Origin of the sequence: Paraburkholderia largidicola (assembly GCF_013426895.1) — a bacterium.
Lineage (GTDB): Bacteria > Pseudomonadota > Gammaproteobacteria > Burkholderiales > Burkholderiaceae > Paraburkholderia > Paraburkholderia largidicola.
Window position 1 is genome coordinate 1,913,761 of the sequence record NZ_AP023174.1, and the last position, 23,413, is coordinate 1,937,173.

Here is a 23,413-nt window from a genome sequence, read left to right on the forward strand (position 1 = left end):
GGACGCGCAATGCGTGAATGCACGAATGCGATTTGCCGCCATGCTCTGCCCCGACAGCAGAGCTGGCGCATCGCGTTCGCGCGGATCGCGCTGTGCGTCGTGCTGCTCGCCGAACCGCTCGCCGCCCATGCGCTGCCTACGTTCGACGACGTGCGCACGCAATGGCGCAGCTCCGACTGGCTGCTGCTATCGCGCGATGGCGTGCCGCTGCAACGCACGCGCATCGACAAAACCGAGCGGCGCGGCGACTGGGTCGCGCTCGCGGACGTCTCGCCGGCGCTGCGCGAAGCGATCGTCGTATCGGAAGACAAACGCTTTTACGAACACAGCGGCGTCGACTGGCGCGGCGCGGCGGCCGCCGCGTGGGCGAACCTGTGGAATACGCGTACGCGCGGCGCATCCACGGTCACGATGCAATTGACCGGTCTGCTCAACGACGACCGTGAACGTTCGGGGCAACGTTCGATCGCGCAAAAGGCGAATCAGGCCGTCAGCGCGCTGTGGCTCGAACACACCTGGCGCAAGGATCAGATTCTCGAAGCCTATCTGAACCTCGTGCCGTTTCGCGGCGAGACGATTGGCCTGTCCGCGCTGTCGATCACGCTGTTCGGCAAGGCGCCGTCCGGTCTCGACGAACGCGAAGCCGCTGTTGCCGCTGCATTGATCCGCGCGCCGAATGCGCCGTATGCGAAGGTCAGCGACCGCGCATGCCGTATCCTGCGCGACATGCAGGCGCCCGAGCGCTGCGTGAATCTCCCCGCCTTCGTGCAACTCGCGTTCGCGCGCCCTGCTCCTGCCCTGCTGTCCGTCTCGCCCGATGCGCCGACGCTCGCGCCGCATTTCGCGCGTCGCGTCGCAAGCGAAACGCATCCCGTCGCGGGCGCGCGCGTGACGAGCACCCTCGATGCCAGGCTCCAGCGCTTCGCAAGCGACACGCTCACGCGCACGCTGGTCGAACTCGACGCGCCCGCGCATCCACGCAACGTGCACGACGGCGCCGTCGTCGTGCTCGATAACGCGACGGGCGACGTGCTCGCCTGGGTCGGCTCGTCGGGCGGACTGTCGGGGGCACGCGACGTCGATGCCGTGCTCGCGCGCCGCCAGGCGGGCTCGACGCTCAAGCCATTCCTCTACGCGCAGGCCATCGACGAACGGCGGCTCACCACCGCCTCGTTGCTCGACGACGCGCCGCTCGATCTCGCGGCGGGCGGCGGCCTGTATATACCTCAAAACTACGACAAGGACTTCAAGGGCTGGGTCAGCGTGCGCACCGCGCTCGGCTCGTCGCTGAACGTGCCTGCCGTGCGCACGCTCGTGATGGTGACGCCGCATCGCTTCGCGAAGACGCTCACCGCGCTCGGCTTGCCGCTCGAACAAAGCGGCGACTACTACGGCTATTCGCTCGCGCTCGGCAGTGCCGATGTGACGCTGCTGTCGCTGACCAACGCGTATCGCGCGCTCGCCAACGGCGGCCTCGCCGCGCCGACTTTCGATCTGCCTCGCCGCGCGCCGCCCGCCGCGCTTGCGCAACAACGCGTGTTCAGCGTCGACGCCAGCTACATCATCACGACGGTGCTGTCCGACAACAACGCGCGCACGCGCACCTTCGGCTTCGACAGCCCGCTCGCGACGCGCTTTTTCTCCGCGGCGAAGACGGGCACCAGCAAGGATATGCGCGACAACTGGACGGTTGGCTACACGTCGCGCTACACGGTCGGCGTGTGGGTCGGCAATGCGGACGGCCAGCCGATGTGGGACGTGTCCGGTGTGACGGGCGCCGCGCCGATCTGGGCCGCTATCGTCGGCTACCTGCACCGGCGCGTGCCGAGCGTCGCCCCGCGTGTGCCGGCAGGCGTCGTGCAGACGCGCGTGCGTTTTGACGGCAACGTCGAGCCCGCCCGCAACGAATGGTTCGTCGACGGTACGCAAACCCAGACAGTCGGACTGGCCGCGAATGCCATTTCAACCGGCAACGCGACGGGCATAGCGAACATGCCGCGCACATCGGACAAAACGGCCGTGTCGTCTTCGAATGCCGCGCCGCACATCGGTTCGCCGACGGACGGCACGCTGTTCGCGCTCGATCCCGACATCCCGGCCGCACGCCAGCGCATCGTCTTCGAACGCGCGAGCGGCTCGTCCGGGCGCGCCAACTGGCGCCTGGACGGCAAGCCGCTTGGCCGCGATGAACGCGTGCTGTGGCTGCCGTGGCCGGGCCGGCACGTGCTCGAACTCGTCAATGCGGATGGATCGAGCGCCGATTCGGTGCGCTTCGAAGTGCGCGGCGCAACGGCGCATCAGGCCGCGCCGCCGCGCGCGGGCAAGCCGGGCACGGCACGCGGCCACGCGGCGTCGCAACCGTCTCCCACTCCTCTGACATCCACACTGCAAGACAGCACAACGAACGGGCAAAAGCTTTAAATTTGGTGAGTTCGCATTGTCTTGTCACGATCCGAACGGTATAAATCGGCCGATTCACGCCTCGTCTCGCGCCGTTCGGTGAAAGAGGACAGTAAATTGTCCTATGCTTGAACGCAGTGCTTGCTCAAATGAAAGCGTCGTCCGTTCCCGGCTACCTGTTTGCCCTCAATGGAGTGATTGCCATGTTGAAAAAGCTGTTGATGTTGTTCGTCGCGCTCGTCCTGTCGCTGTCGGCGGGATTCGCGGCCGCTGTCGAAGTCAATTCCGCTGACCAGGCCGCGCTCGAATCGGTCAAGGGCATCGGCCCCGTCCACGCCAAAGCGATCATCGACGAACGCACGAAGAACGGCCCGTTCAAGGACGCCGACGATCTCGCCAATCGGGTCAAGGGCATCGGACAGAAGTCGGTGAAGAATCTCGAAGCGGCGGGCCTGACGATCAACGGCTCGTCCGCGCCGCCGACGGGCGCGCCCGCCAAGGCGCCGGCTGGCACGATGTCGAAATCCGCGCCCGCTCCCGCCGCAACCACGGCGCAAACGCCAGCGCCCTCCGCGCCTGCCGACGCCGCCTCGGGCAGCAAAGCCTCGAAGTCGAAGAAGAAGAGCAAGGCTGACGCCGCCGCAGCATCGGCACCCGCCGCTACGGCCGCCTCCGCGCCTGCGATGGCGTCGGAAACGACCGCTTCGAAGTCGAAGAAATCCAAGAAGAGCAAGGCCGCGTCCGCTGCGTCGGGCGTATAAGGACGCGCTATCCATCAGCGTCCAGTGGCCGCACTGCCTCACGCCTGTTAATGCCTGTCATAGGCTATCGGTGCCGCGCTCCGCGCGGCGTTTCGTTCCCCGCCGGCGCGCGCTTCACACACGTCGCACCGGTTTTTCAAGAGAGATTGCCATGAGCCTACTCGACTCCCTCGGTTCCATGCTCGGCGGCGGCAACTCGCCGCAAGGCGGTGGTGGCCAGGCTGCGCTGATCGCTGCCGCGCTCGAATTCGTCAACAACCAGCCGGGCGGCCTGAACGGTCTGATCCAGCGCTTCCAGCAAAACGGCGCGGGCGACATCATCAGCTCGTGGGTCGGCACGGGCGAAAACCAGCCGATCGCCGCCGACACGCTGCATAACGTGCTCGGCTCGGAAGCCGTCACCAATATGGCGGCGAAGGCGGGCGTCGAACCGTCGATGGTGACGGGCCTGCTGTCGCAGGTGCTGCCGCACGTGATCAACGCAGCGACGCCGAACGGCGAAGTGCCCGCGGACGGCAAGCTCGACGCAGGCGGCATGTCAGGCGCATTGGGCGCGCTCGGCCAGATCGCGGGTCTGTTCGGCAACAAGAACGCCTGAGCGCAGCAGTTCGCTGTGCGCGGCCTTTGCCGAAGCGCCGCGCATAAAAAAAGGGCAACGAATCCCTTCGTTGCCCTTTTTGTTTTGCATGCAGAACCGGACGTCGATCCCCGACGCCCCGTTCATTGACGCTTAGTGCACCACCCGGTCGAACACGAGCTTGCCGTTGTCCACCTCGACGGGAATCACGTCCTTCGGACCGAACTTGCCGGAGAGGATCAGCTTCGCGACCGGGTTCTCGATCTCCTGCTGGATCGCGCGCTTCAACGGCCGCGCGCCGAACAGCGGGTCGTAGCCGACCTTGCCGATCAGTTCCAGCGCCGCATCCGACACGACCAGCTGCATATCGAGCTTCGCAAGCCGCTCGTGCACGCGTTCCAGCTGGATCTTCGCGATCGACTGGATGTTCGAGCGATCGAGCGCATGGAACACGACGACGTCGTCGATCCGGTTCAGGAATTCCGGCCGGAAATGCAGCTTCACTTCTTCCCAGACGGCGTCCTTCACGGATTCTTCAGGCTGGCCGACCATCGACTGGATCACCTGCGAACCGAGATTCGAGGTCATCACGATCACCGTGTTCTTGAAGTCCACGGTGCGGCCCTGGCCATCCGTCATGCGGCCGTCGTCGAGCACCTGCAGCAGCACGTTGAAGACGTCCGGGTGCGCCTTCTCGATTTCGTCGAGCAGGATCACGCTGTACGGCTTGCGGCGCACCGCTTCCGTCAGATAACCGCCCTCTTCGTAGCCGACGTATCCCGGCGGCGCACCGATCAGACGCGCGACGCTGTGCTTCTCCATGAACTCGCTCATGTCGATGCGGATGAGGTGATCTTCCGCGTCGAACAGAAACGCTGCGAGCGCCTTGCACAACTCCGTCTTGCCGACACCCGTCGGTCCCAGGAACAGGAACGAGCCATACGGGCGGTTCGGGTCCGACAGACCTGCGCGCGAACGGCGGATCGCATCGGCGACGGCGCTGATCGCTTCATCCTGGCCGACCACGCGCTGATGCAGCTTCTCTTCGATCTGCAACAGCTTCTCGCGCTCGCCTTGCATCATCCGCGACACGGGAATGCCCGTTGCGCGCGACACGACTTCCGCGATTTCCTCGGCGCCGACCTGCGTGCGCAGCAGGCGCGGACGGGTCGGATTGCTCTGCTCTTCCGCTTCGGCCTTCGTGACCGCCTTCAGTTGCGACTCGAGTTGCGGCAGCTTGCCGTACTGCAGTTCGGCGACCTTCTCCAGCTTACCTTCGCGTTGCAGGCGTGTAATTTCCGCACGCGTCTTCTCGATCTCTTCCTTCAGCTGCGCGCTGCCCTGCACGGCTGCTTTTTCCGCCGTCCAGATTTCTTCGAGATCCGAATATTCGCGGTCGAGCCGCTCGATTTCTTCCTCGATCAGTTGCAGGCGCTTCTGCGACGCTTCGTCCTTCTCCTTCTTGACGGCCTCGCGCTCGATCTTCAACTGGATGCGCCGACGGTCGAGCCGGTCCATCTCCTCGGGCTTCGAGTCGATTTCCATCTTGATCTTCGACGCCGCTTCGTCGATCAGATCGATCGCCTTGTCCGGCAGGAAACGGTCGGTGATGTAGCGATGCGACAGTTCCGCCGCCGCGACGATTGCCGGGTCGGTGATATCGACGCCGTGGTGCAGTTCATAGCGCTCCTGCAAGCCGCGCAGGATCGCAATAGTCGCTTCGACGCTCGGCTCGTCGACGAGCACCTTCTGGAAGCGGCGCTCCAGCGCAGCATCCTTTTCGATGTACTTCCGATATTCGTCGAGCGTGGTCGCGCCGACGCAATGCAGCTCGCCGCGCGAGAGCGCAGGCTTGAGCATGTTGCCCGCGTCCATCGCGCCTTCGGCCTTGCCCGCGCCGACCATCGTATGGATTTCGTCGATGAAGACGATGGTCTGGCCTTCGTCCTTCGCGATGTCGTTCAGCACGGCCTTCAGACGCTCTTCGAACTCGCCGCGATACTTCGCGCCCGCGAGCAGCGCCGCCATGTCGAGCGACAGCACGCGCTTGCCCTTGAGCGTCTCGGGCACTTCGCCGTTGACGATACGCTGCGCCAGACCTTCGACGATCGCCGTCTTGCCGACCCCCGGCTCGCCGATCAGTACCGGGTTGTTCTTCGTGCGCCGCTGGAGGATCTGGATCGAGCGGCGAATTTCGTCGTCGCGGCCGATCACCGGGTCGAGCTTGCCCGCACGGGCGCGCTCGGTCAGGTCGATCGTGTATTTCTTCAGCGCTTCACGCTGGCTTTCGGCGTCCTGGCTGTGCACCTGCGCGCCGCCGCGCACGGCCACGATGGCCGCTTCGAGCGACTTGCGCGACAGGCCGTGCTCGCGCGCCAGACGGCCCGCTTCGCCTTTGTCGTCGGCGATCGCGAGCAGGAACATTTCGCTCGCGATGTAGGTGTCGTTGATCTTCTGCGCTTCCTTGTCGGCCTGATTCAACAGACCGGTGAGATCGCGGCCGATCTGCACGTTGCCGTCCGTGCCGCGCACTTGCGGCAGACGCGTGATGGCGTCGGCCAGGCCGGTTTGCAGCGCCTGCACATGGACACCGGCGCGCGACAGCAGCGAGCGCGCGGAGCCGTCCTGCTGCGCGACCAGGGCCGCTAGCAGGTGGACCGGCTCGATGTACTGATTGTCATGACCGACGGCAAGGCTTTGCGCATCGGCTAACGCTTCCTGGAATTTAGTGGTGAGTTTGTCGACTCTCATCTAGGAGACCTCCAATTTCGATTACCACCAAAATGAGGCGTTTTCTGCCAGTTTCAAGCGCTTTTTTGCATCAGGGAGAGAGAATCTGCACGCAGCGGCACGATCGTGCGGGACGCGCGAACGGCGCCGGAAGTCCGTCGACACAGCGGAGTGTAGCCCGACGCAGGATCGGGCGAAAGCAAGGTGCGAAGCAGGATGCGCGACCCGGCGCGCGCAGGCGGCGGGCAGTCGGCAAGCGCAGGCCGGCCCGGGCCTGCGGACACGCCCGGCGCGAGGTGCGCCCGGTCGAACGGGCGTTCCGTGAGGCCGCCGGGCGGCGGCGCCCGGGCTGCCCGCTCCACCCTGCGCTCAGGTACCCGTCGACACGGCAGGCACGATCGGCACGACGGTCGCCGACGGCTTCAGCCCGAGCAGCGACATCAGCGGCGACGCCGGCTCGGCGATGTCGCGGATCGTATAGCTGTCGAGTTCACGGAAGAAAGCCGTGCGGGCGGATTCGAGAATGTTCTTCAGCCGGCATTGCGACTGAATGACACATTCGCGATGCGAGCCGTTAGCGTCGGCGCCGTTGAAGCAGGCGACCAGCGCAAAGTCGTTCTCGGCCGCCCGCACCACTTCGCCGATGGTCAACGACGACGAATGTTCGTACAGCCGCAGACCGCCGTTGCGCCCCCGCACGGTCTCGACCCAGCCAAGTTCGGCGAGCCGCTGAACCACCTTCATCAGATGGTTCTTCGATATGCCATAAGCATCGGAGATGTCTTGTATTGTTGCCAGTCCTTCGGAACGAACCGCGAGGTAAAGCAGCACGCGCAGCGAGTAATCGGTATAGTCTGTGAGTCTCATTGAAAGGCAAATCGCGACGGAGTCAGCGTGCGGAATGTTCACGCCGGCTCCACTAACGCCGGTACTGCTGCCGGGCAATAACATGCGTCGATAACACATCTTATTGCCACGTTTATCTCGTTATTTCGCGTAACTATAAACGGTAACTTTCCTTTTAAGCGCACTTTTTCTGATTTTAGAGCGCGTCCGCTCAAAACGTTTGCGATGACGCGTTTGCCCCGACTCACTTTTGTTCCAGATATGAAGTCCGATATTTCTTCCGATATTCCCGCTATCGAGCGACTCGCCCCGCGTTACGCCGAACCCACCGAGGACAACATCCGCGAGCTGGTCTACGCGTTCTACGACCGCGTGCGAGCCGATGCACTGCTCGGCCCGGCATTCGAGCAGAAGCTCGCCAGGCGCTGGGACGAGCATCTGCCGAAGATGTGCGTATTCTGGGGATCGCTGGTGCTGGGCGCGAAGCAGTATCGCGGCAACGTGCAACAGGCGCACATGCCGCTGGCGGGCCTCGAGCCGCGCCACTTCAGCCGCTGGCTGTTTCTGTTCCTGGACACGGTCGAGTCACGTTACGAACCGCCGGCCGCCGTGCGCTTCATGGAGCCCGCGCTGCGTATCGCGCAGAGCCTGCAGCTGAGCAAGTTCGGCTGGGATTATCAGATTCCCGCCGAGCAGCAGGATTTACTGGATCGCATCGCGCCGCGCCGCCGCTCGCGCGAAGAGCACGCGGCCGAACATGCGCGGCCGCTTGGCGAACCATTTCCGGCGAAAATCATCGGTAAATCGCGCGACGACGATTAAGCTGATCGAATGGTCAGGATTAACCGTCGCGATTTGAGATTCGTGATTGGAGAATCGCGATTTAACATTTCACCCGGGATTATCGGGCCGCGTTATTTTTTTGAAACGTTCAACGAATAACGCTTAATCCGCTTTCGAATTCAGCGGGGATTCAACGCAAATTCAGCGCGAATTCAACGACTTCAGTCCCCAACGCGCGAGTGCGTCGTCGTCGGACACACGGGCATCGACCCAGCGCTCGCCGCTTTCGGTCTTCTCTTTTTTCCAGAACGGCGCCTGGGTTTTCAGGTAGTCCATGACGAACTCGCACGACGCGAACGCGTTGCCGCGATGCTTCGACGTCGTCGCGACCAGCACGATCTGATCGAGCGGCATCAGCTTGCCGACCCGGTGCACGATCAACACCTCGGTGCCGGGCCAGCGCTCGCGCGCCGCCTCGACGATCGCCTCCAGCGACTTCTCCGTCATGCCCGGATAGTGCTCGAGCTCCATCGTCTCGACGGTTTCGCCCTCGTTGATGTCGCGCACCGTGCCGACGAAGCACGCGACGGCGCCCACCTTCGGATTTTGCGCGCGCAGCGCGGCCACTTCCGTCGACAGGTCGAAGTCTTCTGTCTGGACTCGGACAGTCATATCGGTCCTCGCTGGCTGTGTCAGCCGCCCGTGACGGGCGGGAAAAACGCGACTTCGCAGCCGTCGGTGATACGCGCGTCCGCGTCCGTCATCACGTGATTGCAGGCCATGCGCAGCGCGCGGCCTTCGGCGAGCGTCTCGGCCCACACGCCGCCGCGCACGCGCAGCCACGCGCGCACGTCGCCGAGCGTCGCGATGCCTTCGGGTACGTCAACGGATTCGTCGGACTGGCCGAGCGCTTCACGCACGCTGGCGAAATATTTCAGCTGGATCTTCATCGTCGGTAACTGCTCAATAGCGACCTGGGGGTGGCGTGATCGTAACCTTATTGCGGCCGCGTTCAGTTCAGTAATTCGGAAAAAGGAATGAAACGCACGGTCTCGCCGGCGCTGATCGCATGATTCGGCGGATTGTCGATCAGGCCGTCGCCCCAGACCGTCGACGTCAGCACGGCCGAACTCTGGTTCGGGAACAGATCGAGACCGCCCGCGGCGTTGACCCGCGCGCGCAGGAATTCGTTGCGGCGGTCGCCCTTTCGCTGCGTGAAGTCGGCGCGCAGCGACAGCGCGCGCGGCGTCACCGTGCGCACGCCGGCGAGGCGCAGCAGGAACGGACGCACGAACAGCAAAAACGTGACGAAGCTCGACACGGGGTTGCCCGGCAGGCCGATGAAGAAGGTTTCGTTCGAGCCGGTGTCGTGTGCATCGGGCGCCGCCGTGCGGCGAATTGCGCCGAACGCGAGCGGCTTGCCCGGCTTCATCGCGATCTGCCACATCGACAGACGCCCTTCCGCCTCGACGGCGGGCTTCACGTGATCCTCTTCGCCCACCGAGACGCCGCCGCACGTCAGGATCAGATCGTGACCTTGCGCGGCATCACGCAGCGTTGTGCGCGTCGCGTCGAGTTTGTCGGGCACGATGCCGTAGTCGGTCACGTCGCAACCGAGCTTTTGCAGCAGGCCCGTCAGCGTGAAGCGGTTTGAGTTGTAGATGGCGCCGGGCTTGAGCGGCTCGCCGGGCATCGTCAGTTCGTCGCCCGTGAAGAAGACGGCGACTTTCACGCGCCGCACCACCTCCAGATTCGCACAACCGACGGACGCCGCGAGGCCCAGCGCCTGCGGCGTGAGCCGCGTGCCGGCGGGCAGGATCGTCGCGCCCTTGCGGATGTCGGCGCCCTGCTGCGTGATCCATTCGCCCGCTTTCGGCGTGTGCAGGATCGTCACTTCGTCGCCGGCCGCTTCCGTCTGCTCCTGCATCACGATGGCATCCGCGCCGGGCGGCACCGTCGCGCCCGTGAAAATGCGCGCTGCCGTGCCCTCGGCGAGCGGTTGCGGCGCGTGACCGGCCGGGATGCGCTGCGAGATGGGCAGACGGCGCTCGCCCTGCGATAGCTCCGAGACGCGTACCGCGTAGCCGTCCATCGAGCTTGTGTTCATTGGCGGCACATCGAGGGGCGAGATGACGTCGGCGGCAAGCACCCGGTTGATCGCTTCGAGCGTCGGCAGCGTTTCCTTGCCGGCGATTTGCGCGGCGGCGCCGAGTAGGGTCGCTAGCGCGTCGGCTGTCGAGAGCATCGGTGCGCGCGGCGCAGGTGATGGTGTGGACATCGGAGCGGATGGGGACGATTCGGAAAGAATCATTGTAGCGGGAGGGGACGAGGTGTGTAGTTGGCTGGTTTTTTTATATCTGCGATGCCGGGGGGCTTTTTTGTCTTTCGATTGGGGGCCTGGGTCGCTGCGGCCTTCATGGTGTTTGCGCTGGCATCCGCGTTATGGCTTTGGTCTGCATGCGTTGCCCCTGTGCGGGGCGGCACCTACTTTTCTTTGCCGCCGCAAAGAAAAGTAGGCAAAAGAAAGCGGCTCACACCGCCAGACCTTATTCTTATCCACGGGCCCCCAACGTCCCCTCACTTCACATGGCAGCGCGTCTGTTCGCGTACGTTGCCAACGCTTCGAATGAACGCCTCACCCGCTTCGAATTCCCATACTTGGGCAAGCGGCGGCGAATGGTATGTGCCGCCCAGGTGGCAAACTGTGTGTAGGTGGTCGCGCCACACAGGTTAGTGCTCTTACCAGAAACACCAACCTTGCTACCGAGTCCGGAGTGAAGCGCGTATGGTGCGAAAGCCGACACACAGTTTGCCACCTGGGCGGCGGAGGACTATCTGGCGCGGCGTGCCGCGACGCGGGCACGTAAGTGGGTGAGGCGTAGAGGCAGAACGTTGGCAACGAGCGCGAAACAAGGCGTTGCCGTGTGAAGCGTAAGAACCTTTGGGGGCCCTCAGGTAAATACTAGAACTGGCGGTGTTAGCCGCTTTCTTTTGCCTACTTTTCTTTGCGGCGGCAAAGAAAAGTAGGTGCCGCCCCGCACAGGGGCAACGCTAGCAAACCAGAAGCAAAACGCGGATGCCAGCGCAAAGGCAAATCACGGATCCCAGCGCAAATACCAAAACACCGCCCAGCGTCGCAGACAAAAAAACTTATCTGGTCCGCTCTGCCACGAACTCCTTCACTCGCTCCGCGTCATTCGCCAGCACTTCGAACCGCTGCGGCAAATCCTCGATCCCACTGAACGCGGCCGGACGCTCCGGCTCCCGCTCGAGCGCTTCGCGAATCGTCTCGCCGAACTTGATCGGTTGCGCCGTCTCCAGCACGATCATCGGCACGCCTGCCTGCAGATGCTCACGCGCAACCTTCAGGCCATCCGCCGTATGCGTATCGATCATCGTGTCGTACTGCTGGAACACGTCACGAATCGTATCGACGCGATCGTCGTGACTGCTACGCCCCGAAACAAAACCAAACTCCTGCACGCGCGCAAAGTCGCCGCTCGCCTGCAAGTCGAAGCCGCCCTTCTCCTCGACATCGCGGAATAACTGCAGCACGCGCCTGGGATCGCGCCCAAGCAGATCGAACACGAAGCGCTCGAAGTTCGACGCCTTCGAAATATCCATGCTCGGGCTGCTGGTGTGATACGTCTCCGACGACTTGCGCACGCGATAGATCCCCGTACGGAAGAACTCGTCGAGCACGTCATTTTCGTTGGTCGCGACGACGAGCTTTTCGACCGGCAACCCCATCATGCGCGCGATGTGACCGGCGCACACGTTGCCGAAGTTACCCGACGGCACCGTGAACGACACGCGCTCGTCGTTGCTCTTCGTCGCCGCGAAGTAGCCCTTGAAGTAGTACACGACCTGCGCAACGACGCGCGCCCAGTTGATCGAGTTGACCGTGCCGATCTTCTGCTGCGCCTTGAACGCGTGATCGTTCGATACGGCCTTCACGATATCCTGGCAATCGTCGAACACGCCCTCGATCGCGATGTTGAAAATGTTCGGGTCCTGCAGCGAATACATCTGCGCCGTCTGGAACGCGCTCATCTTCTTGTGCGGCGACAGCATGAACACGCGAATGCCCTTCTTGCCACGCATCGCGTATTCGGCGGCGCTGCCCGTGTCGCCCGAGGTCGCGCCGAGAATGTTCAGCGTTTCACCGTGCTTCGCGAGCGTGTACTCGAACAGGTTGCCGAGCAGTTGCATCGCCATGTCCTTGAACGCGAGCGTCGGACCGTTCGACAGTTCGAGCAGCGACAGCGGCGCGCCATTTTCGACACCGAGCGTCTTCAGCGGCGTGATCTGCGCCGCGTTCTCTTCGTCGCGCACGTTGCAGTACACCTGCGCCGTGTAAGTGCGGCGCGTGAGCTCGCGAAGGTCTTCGTCGGGAATGTCGTCGCTGAACTTGCGCAGGATCTCGAACGCGAGGTCCGCGTACGGCAACGCACGCCAGCGCGCGAGTTCATCCGCCGACACCTTCGGATACTCGTTCGGCAGATACAAACCGCCATCCTTCGCGAGACCGCCGAGCAGGATGTCGGAGAACGTATGGCGCTCGCCGATGCCGGCGCCGCGCGTGGAGATGTAATTCATGAGCTAGCCTCTTTACGTGTGTGCGGTGCGTCAGTTCAGCGCTTCCATGCGCAGCTTCGTCACCTTCGACACGACCGTCTTCAGCGCCTCGATGTTCGCGATCGCCGCGTTGACGTTCTTTTCGACCGTCTCGTGCGTAATCAGGATGATGTCCGTCTCGCCCTTCTTCGATACGTCCACCTGCTCCGATTCCTTCTGCAGCAGCGCGTCGATCGAAATGCCCGTGTCGGCCAGAATGCGCGTGATGTCGGCCAGCACACCCGTCACGTCGGCGACGCGCAGACGCAGGTAGTAGCCGCTCGTCACTTCGTCGATAGGGAGAATCGGCGTGCTCGACAGGCGGTCCGGCTGGAACGCCAGATGCGGCACGCGATGCTCCGGGTCGGCCGTATGCAGGCGGGTCACGTCGACGAGATCGGCGACCACGGCGGAAGCCGTCGGCTCCGCGCCCGCGCCCTTGCCGTAGTACAGCGTCGTGCCGACCGCGTCGCCATGCACCACCACCGCATTCATCGCGCCTTCCACGTTGGCGAGCAGACGCTTGGCAGGAATCAGCGTGGGATGCACGCGCAGTTCGATGCCGTTGTCGGCGCGGCGCGCGATGCCCAGCAGCTTGATGCGGTAGCCGAGTTCTTCCGCGTACTTGATGTCGATCGCCGCGAGCTTGCTGATGCCTTCGACGTAGGCCTTGTCGAACTGCACGGGCACGCCGAACGCGATCGCGCTCATGATGGTCGCCTTGTGCGCGGCGTCCACGCCTTCGATGTCGAAGGTCGGATCGGCTTCCGCGTAACCGAGTTCTTGCGCCGCCTTCAGCGCCGTCGCGAAGTCGAGGCCGCGGTCGCGCATCTCCGACAGAATGTAGTTCGTCGTGCCGTTGATGATGCCCGCGATGTACTGGATGCGGTTGGCCGTCAGGCCTTCGCGCAGCGCCTTGATGATCGGGATGCCGCCCGCGACGGCCGCCTCGAACGCGACCATCACGCCGTTCGCGCGGGCCGCTTCGAAGATCTCCGTGCCGTGCACGGCGAGCAGCGCCTTGTTGGCCGTCACGACATGCTTGCGGTTCTTGATCGCGCGCAGCACGAGCTCGCGCGCGATGCCCGTGCCGCCGATCATTTCAGCGACGATGTCGATAGTGGGATCGTCGACGACCGCACCGAAGTCGTCGGTAATCGCGACCGTGCCTGCTTCGCTGCCGAGCGCCGCTGTCGCCTTGGCGGGATTGCGCACGGCAATGCGCGCAATCTCGATGCCGCGGCCTGCGCGTCGGTTGATTTCTTCCTGGTTGCGGCGCAGTACCGTGAAGGTGCCGCTGCCTACCGTGCCGAAGCCCAGCAGTCCAACTTTGATCGGTTCCATGCAGCGTGTGTGTCGAGTGAGAGATTGGTAAATCGGTTCGGGCGCGGAGTGTCCGCGCTCAGGCCGCGTGGCGTTTGCGATAGCCGTCGAGGAAGCGCGCGATCCGGTGGATCGAATCGGCGAGGTCATCGACGTTCGGCAGGAACACGACGCGGAAGTGATCCGGCGTTTTCCAGTTGAAGCCGCTGCCCTGCACCAGCAGCACGCGCTCTTCAAGCAGCAGATCGAGGATGAACTGCTGGTCGTTTTCGATCGGATACAGCTTCGGGTCCAGACGCGGGAACATGTACAGCGCCGCCTCGGGTTTCACGCAGGTCACGCCGGGAATCGCCGTCAGCATGTCGTACGCGAGCTCGCGCTGCTTGTACAGCCGCCCGCCCGGCGCAATCAGTTCGTTGATGCTCTGATAGCCGCCCAGTGCCGTCTGGATCGCATACTGGCCCGGGACGTTCGGGCACAGGCGCATCGACGCCAGAATGCCGAGCCCTTCGAAGTAATCCTTCGCGCGGCGGCGGTTCTCGCCCGTCAGCCCCGACACCCACATCCAGCCCGCGCGGTAGCCGCACGAGCGGTAGCTCTTGGACAGGCTGTTGAAGGTGACCGTGAGCACGTCTTCGGACAACGACGCCATCGACGTGTGCGTCTTGCCGTCGTAGATGATCTTGTCATAGACCTCGTCCGCGAAAATCACGAGGCCGTGCTCGCGCGCGATCGCGATCAGGCCGAGCAGCAGCTCGTCCGAGTACAGCGCGCCCGTCGGGTTGTTCGGGTTGATGACGACCAGCGCCTTCGTGTTCGGCGTGATCTTTGCGCGGATGTCGTCGAGGTCGGGCATCCATGCGTTCGACTCGTCGCAGATGTAATGCACGGGCGTGCCGCCCGACAGGCTCACGCCCGCCGTCCACAACGGATAGTCGGGCGCGGGCAGCAACACTTCGTCGCCGTCGTTGAGCAGCGCCTGCAAGGCCATCACGATCAGCTCGGACGCGCCGTTGCCGATGTAGATGTCGTCCAGTTCGACGCCCACGACGCCCTTCTGCTGCGCGTAATGCATGATCGCCTTGCGCGCCGCGAATACGCCCTTCGAGTCCGAATAGCCCGACGAGGTGGGCAGATTGCGGATCATGTCCTGGATGATTTCATCCGGCGCTTCGAAACCGAACGGCGCCAGATTGCCGATGTTCAGCTTGATGATGCGATGGCCTTCCTCTTCGAGGCGCTTCGCATGTTCGAGAACGGGCCCGCGAATGTCGTAGCAGACGTTCAACAGCTTGTTGGATTTAAGTATCGGTTTCACGACGGGCACTTCGTCCTGGGTAAATGAGCGGGAACCACCGGGTGAGCGGGACCACGGAGCGCTCGCCCCACGCAGCGGGCAAGCAATGAGACGGGATTGCGCGGCGGGCGGTCCCGGGCCGCGCGGCGCGGGCCGGACCAGGCCGGCGCCAAGCATGATACGGGACGTGAGCGGCGCGCGGCCGTCGGGAGGCCGGACAGGCGTACGGGTGGTGCCTTCTGTCGACGCTTTCCGGGCACACACGGAGCACCCCACTGGCAGCGGCGGGCGTGATCGCCAGCCTTGCGGGCGCGGCTTGTGGCAGCGCGCGAACCTGAAGGGAGCCGCCGGGCGGCTAAAAAGTTATAATTTAGCGGATTTTGACCGACTTCCGCAATGCACCACGCAAGGCTCTGCAAGCCTGGAGCACGTGGCAGCGTACGGCGGCAAGCACCCGCCCACGCGCGCGACGTGCCCCAGCCGCGGTTCGCGCGGGTGCCCGGCGTCTCGACCGTCCCTGTGGCATTGAACCCGAGCTTGCGCATGCCGGTCGAACTGCGACTGCATGTCTAACGACGACCACGGAAAACCAGTTTGAAATTACACCAGGATTCAAGCGGCGCCCTGAACACCGTCACCGGCTATGGCGCCGGCTATGTCGACATCAATCTCGAACGTCATACGGGCAGCATCATCGTGATGCCGGAAAGCCCCGTCATCAGCTGGCCGGTGGCGTCGTTCGAGGCCCTTTCGCCCGAGCACTTCGCGCTGCTGATCGAGCCCGCGCCGGAAGTCGTCATCTTCGGCAGCGGCGAGCGCCTGCGTTTTCCGCATCCGCGCCTCACGGCCGCGCTCGCCGCCCACCGCATCGGCGTCGAGACGATGGACTTCAAGGCTGCCTGCCGGACCTACAACATCCTGATGGCGGAAGGCCGCAAGGTCGCCGCCGCGCTGCTGATCGAAGGCTGAACGCTGCGCCTGCGCGGGCTCGTCCAGAGAACGCCGCGGCGTTTTTGGATTCGCTGTCTTACGGATCAAGTACACTGCGCGGCCCGGCGCCCGAAAGCGGGCGACAGCGGGCCACGAAGCGGGCCACGAAGCGCGCCGCCCGAAGCACGCGCCATCAGGTTGCATAAGGTTGTGTTAAGGACCGCGCATGGACAATGCGCGCCGGCGCGCTGCGCCGCACCGGCTGCAGCGTAGTCGCGCCACACCCTGCCCGAGCGCGCTGACGGCAAGCCGGCAGCGGAATTCGCGCTGCGCGACGCCTCAACGCGCCGCAGCATAGGCCCCGTCCGAACGGAATAAGAAAGAAGCCGCGACAGCGGCGCCGACAAAGGTTGAAAAACACATGAACGACAAGCCGTCCGGGCTGACGCTCAATCGCACGACGGTCCTGCTGCTCGTGCTTACGCTGGCCGTGATCTGGTTCGTGCCGCTCGGCTGGCGCCATCTGCTGCCGAGCGACGAAGGCCGCTACGCGGAAATGGCGCGCGAGATGTTCGTCACCGGCGACTGGATCACGCCGCGCTACAACGGCTACAAGTACTTCGAGAAGCCGCCGCTGCAAACCTGGGCGAACGCGCTGTCGTTCGCGTGGTTCGGCATCGGCGAATGGCAGGCGCGCCTCTACACCGCGCTGACGGGCTTCGCGGGCGTGCTGCTGATCGGCTACACCGGCGCACGCGTATTCAATGTTGCGACGGGCTTCTTCGCCGCGGTCGTGCTCGCAAGCGCGCCGTACTGGTATCTGATGGGCCATTTCAACACGCTCGACATGGGCCTGTCGTTCTGGATGGAAGTCACACTGTGCGCGCTGCTGCTCGCGCAGCGCCCGGGGCTCGCCGCGCGCGAGCAGCGGCTGTGGATGTGGCTCGTGTGGGCCTCGATGGCGCTCGCGGTGCTGTCCAAGGGCCTCGTCGGGCTGATCCTGCCGGGCGCCGTGCTCGTGCTGTACACGGTGGTCGCCCGCGACTGGGCGATCTGGAAGCGTCTATACCTGGTGAGCGGGCTGATCGTGTTTTTCGCGGTCGTCACGCCGTGGTTCGTGCTGGTGCAGGATCGCAACCCCGAGTTCTTCAACTTCTTCTTCGTGGTCCAGCAGTTCAGGCGCTATCTGACGCCCGAGCAGAACCGGCCCGGCCCGATCTGGTACTTCGTGCCCGTGATGCTGGTCGGCTTCCTGCCGTGGTTGTCCCTCACGTTTCAGAGTGCGCGCCATGCGCTGCGCATGCCGCGCCAGGCGAACGGCTTTGCGCCCGTCACGCTGCTGTTCGTGTGGACCGCGTTCATCTTTCTGTTCTTCAGCGCGTCGCACTCGAAGCTGCTGTCGTACACGCTCCCCATCGCGCCCGCGATCGCGCTCGTGATCGGCATGTATCTGCCCCTCGTCACGCGTGAGCAGTTTCACCGGCATCTGACGGGCTACGCGCTGTTCCTCGTGGCGGGCGGCTTCGGCGCAGTGTTTCTCGGGCGTCTGGGCGACCGGCGCAATCCGAATGCGCTGTACCTGGAATTCCGCACATGGGTGTTCGCGGCGCTCGCGATCGGGTTCGTGTTGACGCTCGTGGCGATCTGGATCAACCGGCGCAGGCGCAGCGCTACCAACGGCGCGCAGAACGGTCTGCCCGCCGGCGCCATGAACACCACGCCGGGCGCCGCGAGCCTGAACGCAGGCGCGAACGCAACGTCGACGGGCATCGTGGGCGCGGCGACGGCGTTCGGCATCGGCTGGGTGCTGCTCGCGACGGTCGCCGGCACGGGCCACGACGCGTTCGGCCGGCTGTCGTCGGGCGCGCCGCTGGCGCCCGCCATCAAGACCGCGCTGGCGAAGCTGCCCGCCGACACGCCGTTCTACTCGGTCGGCGTGCTCGATCACACGCTGCCTTTCTATATCGACCACACGACGATCATGGTCGAGCATGCGGACGAACTGGCGTTTGGCGTGTCGGTCGAACCGCAAAAATGGGTGCCGACGATCCCGCAATGGGTCGAGCGCTGGAAGGCCGACCGCTACGCGATGGCGCTGATGTCGCCAGACCGCTACAAGGAATTCAGCGACCAGCATCTGCCCATGACCGTCGTCGCGCGCGATACCCGCCGCGTGATCGTGGAAAAGCCGCTTCCCGCCGATGCAGGCGGCACCTCGCAAGGCGCCGCCCCGGCCGCGGCGTCAGAGCCGCAGGCGCAGCAATGACCTGTTCCCTCACCCGAACTTTCCTTCGATGAACCCGATTTCGCTTTTCTGCATCCTCGCGGGCGTCGCGCTGAACGCGACGGCCCAACTGCTTCTGAAGGCCGGCACGAACGCCGTCGGTCATTTCGACTTCACGATGTCCAACATCATTCCGATCGGCTGGCGCATCGCAACACAGCCGCCCATCATCGGCGGGCTTACCTGCTACGTGCTGAGCGTGGTCGTGTGGATCGTCGGGCTGTCGCGCGTGGATGTGTCGATCGCCTATCCGATGCTGTCGCTCGGCTATGTTGTGAACGCGTTCGCCGCGTGGTATCTGTTCGGCGAAGTGTTGTCGGCGCAACGTCTCGTCGGCATCGGCGTGATCCTGGTGGGCGTGTTCCTCGTGGCGCGCAGCTGAGGGCGGCTGCCCGACCCGGTTCGGACGTAGAGGAAACGCCCCTGGCAAGCAGCCCTGCGTCTGCTAACGTATTCCGAATTGTTTCGAGCGCTGGACATTGGAGCGGAACTCGCACATTATCGCCGCCGCATTCCGGCACTGATCGGCGCAAGCGCGTCAATTTAAGCTTAATGAAAGCTAAATGCCGGGCTTCGTTAAGAAAAGCAGCCCGTGACCCTTTTTAATATCGAGCAAAACCATCCATGACCCAGTCATCCGTTCCGTTTTTGCCGTTCGTCCGTCCCGAGATCGATGAAGAAACGATCCGCGGTGTAGTCGACGTGCTCCGCTCCGGCTGGATCACGACGGGCCCGCAGAACCAGGCGTTCGAAAAGGCATTGTCGGAATACTGCGGCGGCCGCCCGGTGCGCACGTTCAACTCGGGCACGGCGACGCTGGAAATCGGTCTGCGCATCGCGGGCGTCGGCGCCGGCGATGAAGTCATCACGACGCCCGCGACGTGGGTGTCGACCAGCAACGTGATCCTGGAAGTGGGTGCGACGCCTGTGTTCGTCGATATCGACCCGGCCACGCGCAATATCGATCTGAGCCTGCTCGAAAAGGCGATCACGCCGCGTACCAAGGCAATCATTCCTGTGTTCCTGTCGGGCCTGCCCGTCGACATGGACCGCCTCTACGCGATCGCCCGCGCCCACAAGCTGCGTGTCATCGAAGACGCCGCGCAGGCGTTCGGCTCGACATGGAAGGGTGAACGCATCGGCAAGCTCGGCGACATCGTGTCGTTCAGCTTCCACGCAAACAAGAACCTGACCTCGATCGAAGGCGGCGCCCTGGTGCTGAACAACGAGGAAGAAGCCGTCCTCGCGCAGAAATACCGGCTGCAGGGTATCGTGCGTACGGGTTTCGACGGCATGGATTGCGAATTGCTGGGTGGGAAGTACAACCTGACGGACGTCGCGGCGCGGGTCGGCCTTGGGCAGCTGCAGCATATCGAGCGCTTCAATGCGCAGCGCAAGAAGCTCGCGCGCGAGTACTTCGATGGTTTCGAGGGCGGCGCGGCCGTCAGGCTCGGCATGGGCCTGCCGCTCGCGGACTTCGAAAACAGCAACTGGCACATGTTCCTCGTGACGCTGCCGCTCGCGCGCCTGTCGCTCAGCCGCGCCGCGTTCATGGAGCAGATGAAGGAACGCGGTATCGGCACGGGCACGCACTACCCGGCCCTCCACCTGTTCTCGCTGTATCGCGCGATGGGCTACAAGGAGGGCATGTACCCGCATGCGGAGCACTATGGCGCGACTACACTCACGCTGCCGCTCTTCACGCAGATGAATGAAGGCGACGTCGCGCGCGTGTGCCGCGCCGTCAACGAGATTTGCGAACAATACGGCCGGTAATCTGGTCAATCAAGCGGTCAACCAAGCGGAAACCCAGCGGAAATGAATCAAACGGACCCACGCCCGGTCGCGCCCGAACTCTCGGTCATCATCCCCGTGTACAACGAGGAAGCGGGGCTCGGCGAACTGTTCTCGCGCCTGTACCCGGCCCTCGACGCGCTCGGCACCGGCTACGAGGTGATCTTCATCAACGACGGCAGCCGCGACCGCTCGGCGGCGCTGCTCGCCGAGCAGTTCCGCGCCCGTCCCGACACGACCCGCGTGATCCTGCTGAACGGCAACTACGGGCAGCACATGGCGATCCTCGCGGGCTTCGAGCAGTCGCGCGGCCAGATCGTCGTCACGCTCGATGCCGACCTGCAGAATCCGCCTGAAGAAATCGGCAAGCTGTGCACGAAGATGCGCGAGGGCTTCGACTACGTCGGCACGATCCGCATCCAGCGCCAGGACAGCCTGTGGCGGCGCAAGGCGTCGCTGGTGATGAACCGGCTGCGCGAGCGCATCACGCGCATCAAGATGACCGATCAGGGCTGCATGCTGCGCGCGTACAGCCGCCATATCGTCGACACGATCAACCGCTGCGGCGAAATCAACACGTTCATCCCCGCGCTCGCCTACACGTTCGCGCAAAACCCCGTCGAAATCGAAGTCGCGCACGAAGAGCGCTTCGCGGGCGAATCGAAGTACTCGTTGTACAGCCTGATCCGCCTGAACTTCGACCTCGTGACGGGCTTTTCGGTCGTGCCGCTGCAATGGCTGTCGTTCATCGGCGTGATTCTGTCGATGGGCTCGGCCGCCCTGTTCGTGCTGCTGCTGATTCGCCGCTTCATCATCGGCGCGGAAGTGCAAGGCGTGTTCACGCTGTTCGCGATCACGTTCTTCATGCTCGGCGTGATCATCTTCGCGCTCGGCCTGCTCGGCGAATATATCGGCCGGATCTATCAGCAGGTGCGCGCGCGGCCGCGCTATCTGGTGCAAACCATCCTCGAACAACGCAACGGCGAACCGGTTGCCGCGCAGCCGCGCCAGTCGGTCATCCCGGGCGTGCAGCCCGCGCCTGTCACGGGCGACGACCAGGGACTCATCCGATGAAGCCGCGCGCCGTCGTTTTCGCGTATCACAACGTCGGCGTGCGCTGCCTGCAGGTGCTGCTCGCGCGCGGCGTCGACGTCGCGCTGGTCGTCACGCATGAAGACAGCCCCACCGAAAACATCTGGTTCGGCAGCGTCGCGACGGTGGCCGCCGAGCATGGCATTCCCGTCGTCACGCCCGCTGATCCCAAGAGCGCTGAATTGCGAGCACGCATCGTCGAGGCGCGGCCGGACTTCATCTTCTCGTTCTATTACCGGCACATGCTGCCCGTCGATCTACTCGCCGTCGCGCCGCGCGGCGCGTACAACATGCACGGATCGCTGCTGCCGAAGTACCGCGGCCGCGTGCCCACCAACTGGGCCGTGCTGAACGGCGAAACCGAGACGGGCGCGACGCTGCATGAAATGGCCGCGAAGCCCGACGCGGGCGCGATCATCGCGCAGACGCCCGTGCCCATCCTGCCCGACGACACGGCCGCGCAGGTGTTCGACAAGGTGACCGTGGCCGCCGAGCAGACGCTATGGCGCGCACTGCCCGCGCTGCTCAAGGGCGAAGCGCCGCATCTGCCGAACGATCTCGCGCACGGCAGCTACTTCGGCGGACGCAAGCCGGAAGACGGGCGCATCGACTTCAGCCAGAGCGGCCAGCAGGTGTACAACCTGATTCGCGCCGTCGCGCCGCCGTATCCGGGGGCATTTACCGACATCGGCGGCGAACGCTTCGTCGTCGCGCGCGCGCGGCTGGCGCCGCCCGGCGCGCCAGGCGGGGATTTGCCGCCCGGCATCCACGTAGGCGATAATGGCTTTTTTGCGACATGCGGCGACGGCCGCGTGGTCGCGATCCACGAATTGCGGCATCAGCGCGACGATCAGCACCAGACAAGCGAGCGCGTCGTCACCCCCGCCGAATTCACCCAGCTCACTCAATCTTCCCGTAACACATGAAAAAAGTCCTGATTCTGGGTGTGAACGGCTTCATCGGCCATCACCTGTCCAAGCGAATTCTCGAAACGACCGATTGGGAAGTGTTCGGCATGGACATGCAGACCGAACGCCTCGGCGATCTCGTCAACCACGAGCGCATGCATTTCTTCGAGGGTGACATCACGATCAACAAGGAGTGGGTCGAGTATCACGTGAAGAAGTGCGACGTGATCCTGCCGCTGGTCGCGATCGCCACGCCTGCAACCTACGTGAAGCAGCCGCTGCGCGTGTTCGAACTGGACTTCGAGGCGAACCTGCCCATCGTCCGTTCGGCCGTGAAGTACGGCAAGCACCTCGTCTTCCCGTCCACGTCGGAAGTCTATGGCATGTGCTCGGACGAGCAGTTCGACCCGGACGAGTCCGCCCTCACCTACGGCCCGATCAACAAGCCGCGCTGGATCTACGCGTGCTCGAAGCAACTGATGGACCGCGTGATCTGGGGCTACGGCATGGAAGGCCTGAACTTCACGCTGTTCCGTCCGTTCAACTGGATCGGCCCGGGCCTCGACTCGATCTACACGCCGAAGGAAGGTTCGTCGCGCGTGGTCACGCAGTTCCTGGGCCATATCGTGCGCGGCGAGAACATCAGCCTCGTCGACGGCGGCGCGCAGAAGCGCGCGTTCACGGATATCGACGACGGCATCAGCGCGCTGATGAAGATCATCGAGAACAAGGACGGCGTCGCGACGGGCAAGATCTACAACATCGGCAATCCGACCAACAACTTCTCGGTGCGCGAGCTCGCGCACAAGATGCTCGCGCTCGCCGCCGAATTCCCCGAGTACGCGGAAACGGCGAAGAAGGTGCAACTGGTCGAAACGTCGTCGGGCGCGTATTACGGCGCGGGCTATCAGGACGTGCAGAACCGCGTGCCGAAGATCGACAACACGATGCAGGAACTCTCCTGGGCGCCGACATCGACCTTCGACGAAGCGCTGCGCAAGATTTTCGAAGCGTACCGCGGGCATGTCGCCGAAGCACGCGCCCTCGTCGAACAACAGTAAGGGCTGCCGC

At 64.1% G+C, this 23,413-nt stretch carries 19 protein-coding genes; 11 read left to right on the forward strand and 8 right to left on the reverse strand.

The window, feature by feature from the left end; genetic code table 11:
• Positions 1 to 9: 9 nt before the first annotated feature.
• From pbpC to PPGU16_RS08515, 3 genes are all read left to right on the forward strand, one after another.
• A complete protein-coding gene (pbpC, locus tag PPGU16_RS08505) occupies positions 10 to 2,421 on the forward strand; it encodes a penicillin-binding protein 1C (RefSeq protein ID WP_180719592.1) in 2,412 nt (803 codons plus the stop codon).
• A gap of 182 nt (positions 2,422 to 2,603) precedes the next feature.
• On the forward strand, positions 2,604 to 3,161 hold the full coding sequence (locus PPGU16_RS08510; protein ID WP_180719593.1) for a ComEA family DNA-binding protein: 558 nt from the start codon (positions 2,604 to 2,606) through the stop codon (positions 3,159 to 3,161).
• Positions 3,162 to 3,312: 151 nt separating this feature from the next.
• Positions 3,313 to 3,759 carry a YidB family protein gene (locus PPGU16_RS08515; RefSeq protein WP_180719594.1) on the forward strand — a complete coding sequence of 149 codons (447 nt, stop codon included), beginning with the start codon at positions 3,313 to 3,315 and terminating at the stop codon, positions 3,757 to 3,759.
• A 132-nt stretch (positions 3,760 to 3,891) separates the two neighbouring features.
• Here PPGU16_RS08515 and clpB read toward each other — a convergent pair whose 3' ends face one another.
• Complete coding sequence (gene clpB, locus PPGU16_RS08520; RefSeq protein WP_180719595.1) at positions 3,892 to 6,489, reverse strand: ATP-dependent chaperone ClpB; 2,598 nt, start codon at positions 6,487 to 6,489, stop codon at positions 3,892 to 3,894.
• Between the two features lie 348 nt (positions 6,490 to 6,837).
• The gene (locus tag PPGU16_RS08525) at positions 6,838 to 7,335 is read right to left on the reverse strand and encodes an Rrf2 family transcriptional regulator (RefSeq protein WP_180719596.1); all 498 of its coding nucleotides are present in this window, start codon (positions 7,333 to 7,335) and stop codon (positions 6,838 to 6,840) included.
• A gap of 240 nt (positions 7,336 to 7,575) precedes the next feature.
• On the opposite strand from PPGU16_RS08525, the gene PPGU16_RS08530 reads away from it, so the two are divergent.
• Positions 7,576 to 8,136 (forward strand): group III truncated hemoglobin, encoded by a 561-nt coding sequence (locus tag PPGU16_RS08530; protein WP_180719597.1) that lies wholly within the window; start codon positions 7,576 to 7,578, stop codon positions 8,134 to 8,136.
• Between the two features lie 162 nt (positions 8,137 to 8,298).
• Here PPGU16_RS08530 and moaE read toward each other — a convergent pair whose 3' ends face one another.
• The 6 genes from moaE to PPGU16_RS08560 form a co-directional block, all read right to left on the reverse strand.
• A complete protein-coding gene (gene moaE / locus PPGU16_RS08535; protein ID WP_180719598.1) occupies positions 8,299 to 8,769 on the reverse strand; it encodes a molybdopterin synthase catalytic subunit MoaE in 471 nt (156 codons plus the stop codon).
• A 20-nt stretch (positions 8,770 to 8,789) separates the two neighbouring features.
• On the reverse strand, positions 8,790 to 9,047 hold the full coding sequence (gene moaD / locus PPGU16_RS08540) for a molybdopterin converting factor subunit 1 (protein ID WP_180719599.1): 258 nt from the start codon (positions 9,045 to 9,047) through the stop codon (positions 8,790 to 8,792).
• Between the two features lie 62 nt (positions 9,048 to 9,109).
• Complete coding sequence (locus tag PPGU16_RS08545) at positions 9,110 to 10,375, reverse strand: molybdopterin molybdotransferase MoeA (RefSeq protein WP_180719600.1); 1,266 nt, start codon at positions 10,373 to 10,375, stop codon at positions 9,110 to 9,112.
• 872 nt (positions 10,376 to 11,247) lie between these two features.
• Positions 11,248 to 12,696, reverse strand: coding sequence for a threonine synthase (gene thrC / locus PPGU16_RS08550; RefSeq protein WP_180719601.1), 1,449 nt, complete (start codon positions 12,694 to 12,696; stop codon positions 11,248 to 11,250).
• A gap of 30 nt (positions 12,697 to 12,726) precedes the next feature.
• A complete protein-coding gene (locus PPGU16_RS08555; protein WP_180719602.1) occupies positions 12,727 to 14,058 on the reverse strand; it encodes a homoserine dehydrogenase in 1,332 nt (443 codons plus the stop codon).
• A 58-nt stretch (positions 14,059 to 14,116) separates the two neighbouring features.
• Entirely contained in the window at positions 14,117 to 15,364 is a 1,248-nt protein-coding gene (locus PPGU16_RS08560) for a pyridoxal phosphate-dependent aminotransferase (protein WP_035539403.1), read from the reverse strand.
• Positions 15,365 to 15,928: 564 nt separating this feature from the next.
• Between PPGU16_RS08560 and PPGU16_RS08565 the strand changes: the two genes are divergently transcribed.
• From PPGU16_RS08565 to PPGU16_RS08595, 7 genes are all read left to right on the forward strand, one after another.
• Complete coding sequence (locus PPGU16_RS08565; RefSeq protein ID WP_180719603.1) at positions 15,929 to 16,303, forward strand: Mth938-like domain-containing protein; 375 nt, start codon at positions 15,929 to 15,931, stop codon at positions 16,301 to 16,303.
• A gap of 382 nt (positions 16,304 to 16,685) precedes the next feature.
• A complete protein-coding gene (locus PPGU16_RS08570; protein ID WP_180719604.1) occupies positions 16,686 to 18,530 on the forward strand; it encodes a glycosyltransferase family 39 protein in 1,845 nt (614 codons plus the stop codon).
• A 28-nt stretch (positions 18,531 to 18,558) separates the two neighbouring features.
• On the forward strand, positions 18,559 to 18,930 hold the full coding sequence (locus PPGU16_RS08575; protein ID WP_180719605.1) for an SMR family transporter: 372 nt from the start codon (positions 18,559 to 18,561) through the stop codon (positions 18,928 to 18,930).
• Between the two features lie 242 nt (positions 18,931 to 19,172).
• Positions 19,173 to 20,324 (forward strand): DegT/DnrJ/EryC1/StrS family aminotransferase, encoded by a 1,152-nt coding sequence (locus PPGU16_RS08580; protein ID WP_180719606.1) that lies wholly within the window; start codon positions 19,173 to 19,175, stop codon positions 20,322 to 20,324.
• Positions 20,325 to 20,366: 42 nt separating this feature from the next.
• Entirely contained in the window at positions 20,367 to 21,416 is a 1,050-nt protein-coding gene (locus PPGU16_RS08585; RefSeq protein ID WP_180719607.1) for a glycosyltransferase, read from the forward strand.
• Positions 21,413 to 22,360 carry a formyltransferase gene (locus PPGU16_RS08590; protein WP_180719608.1) on the forward strand — a complete coding sequence of 316 codons (948 nt, stop codon included), beginning with the start codon at positions 21,413 to 21,415 and terminating at the stop codon, positions 22,358 to 22,360. Before PPGU16_RS08585 ends, PPGU16_RS08590 begins: the two co-directional genes overlap by 4 nt.
• Positions 22,357 to 23,403 carry a bifunctional UDP-4-keto-pentose/UDP-xylose synthase gene (locus tag PPGU16_RS08595; RefSeq protein ID WP_180719609.1) on the forward strand — a complete coding sequence of 349 codons (1,047 nt, stop codon included), beginning with the start codon at positions 22,357 to 22,359 and terminating at the stop codon, positions 23,401 to 23,403. Before PPGU16_RS08590 ends, PPGU16_RS08595 begins: the two co-directional genes overlap by 4 nt.
• Positions 23,404 to 23,413 lie beyond the last annotated feature (10 nt).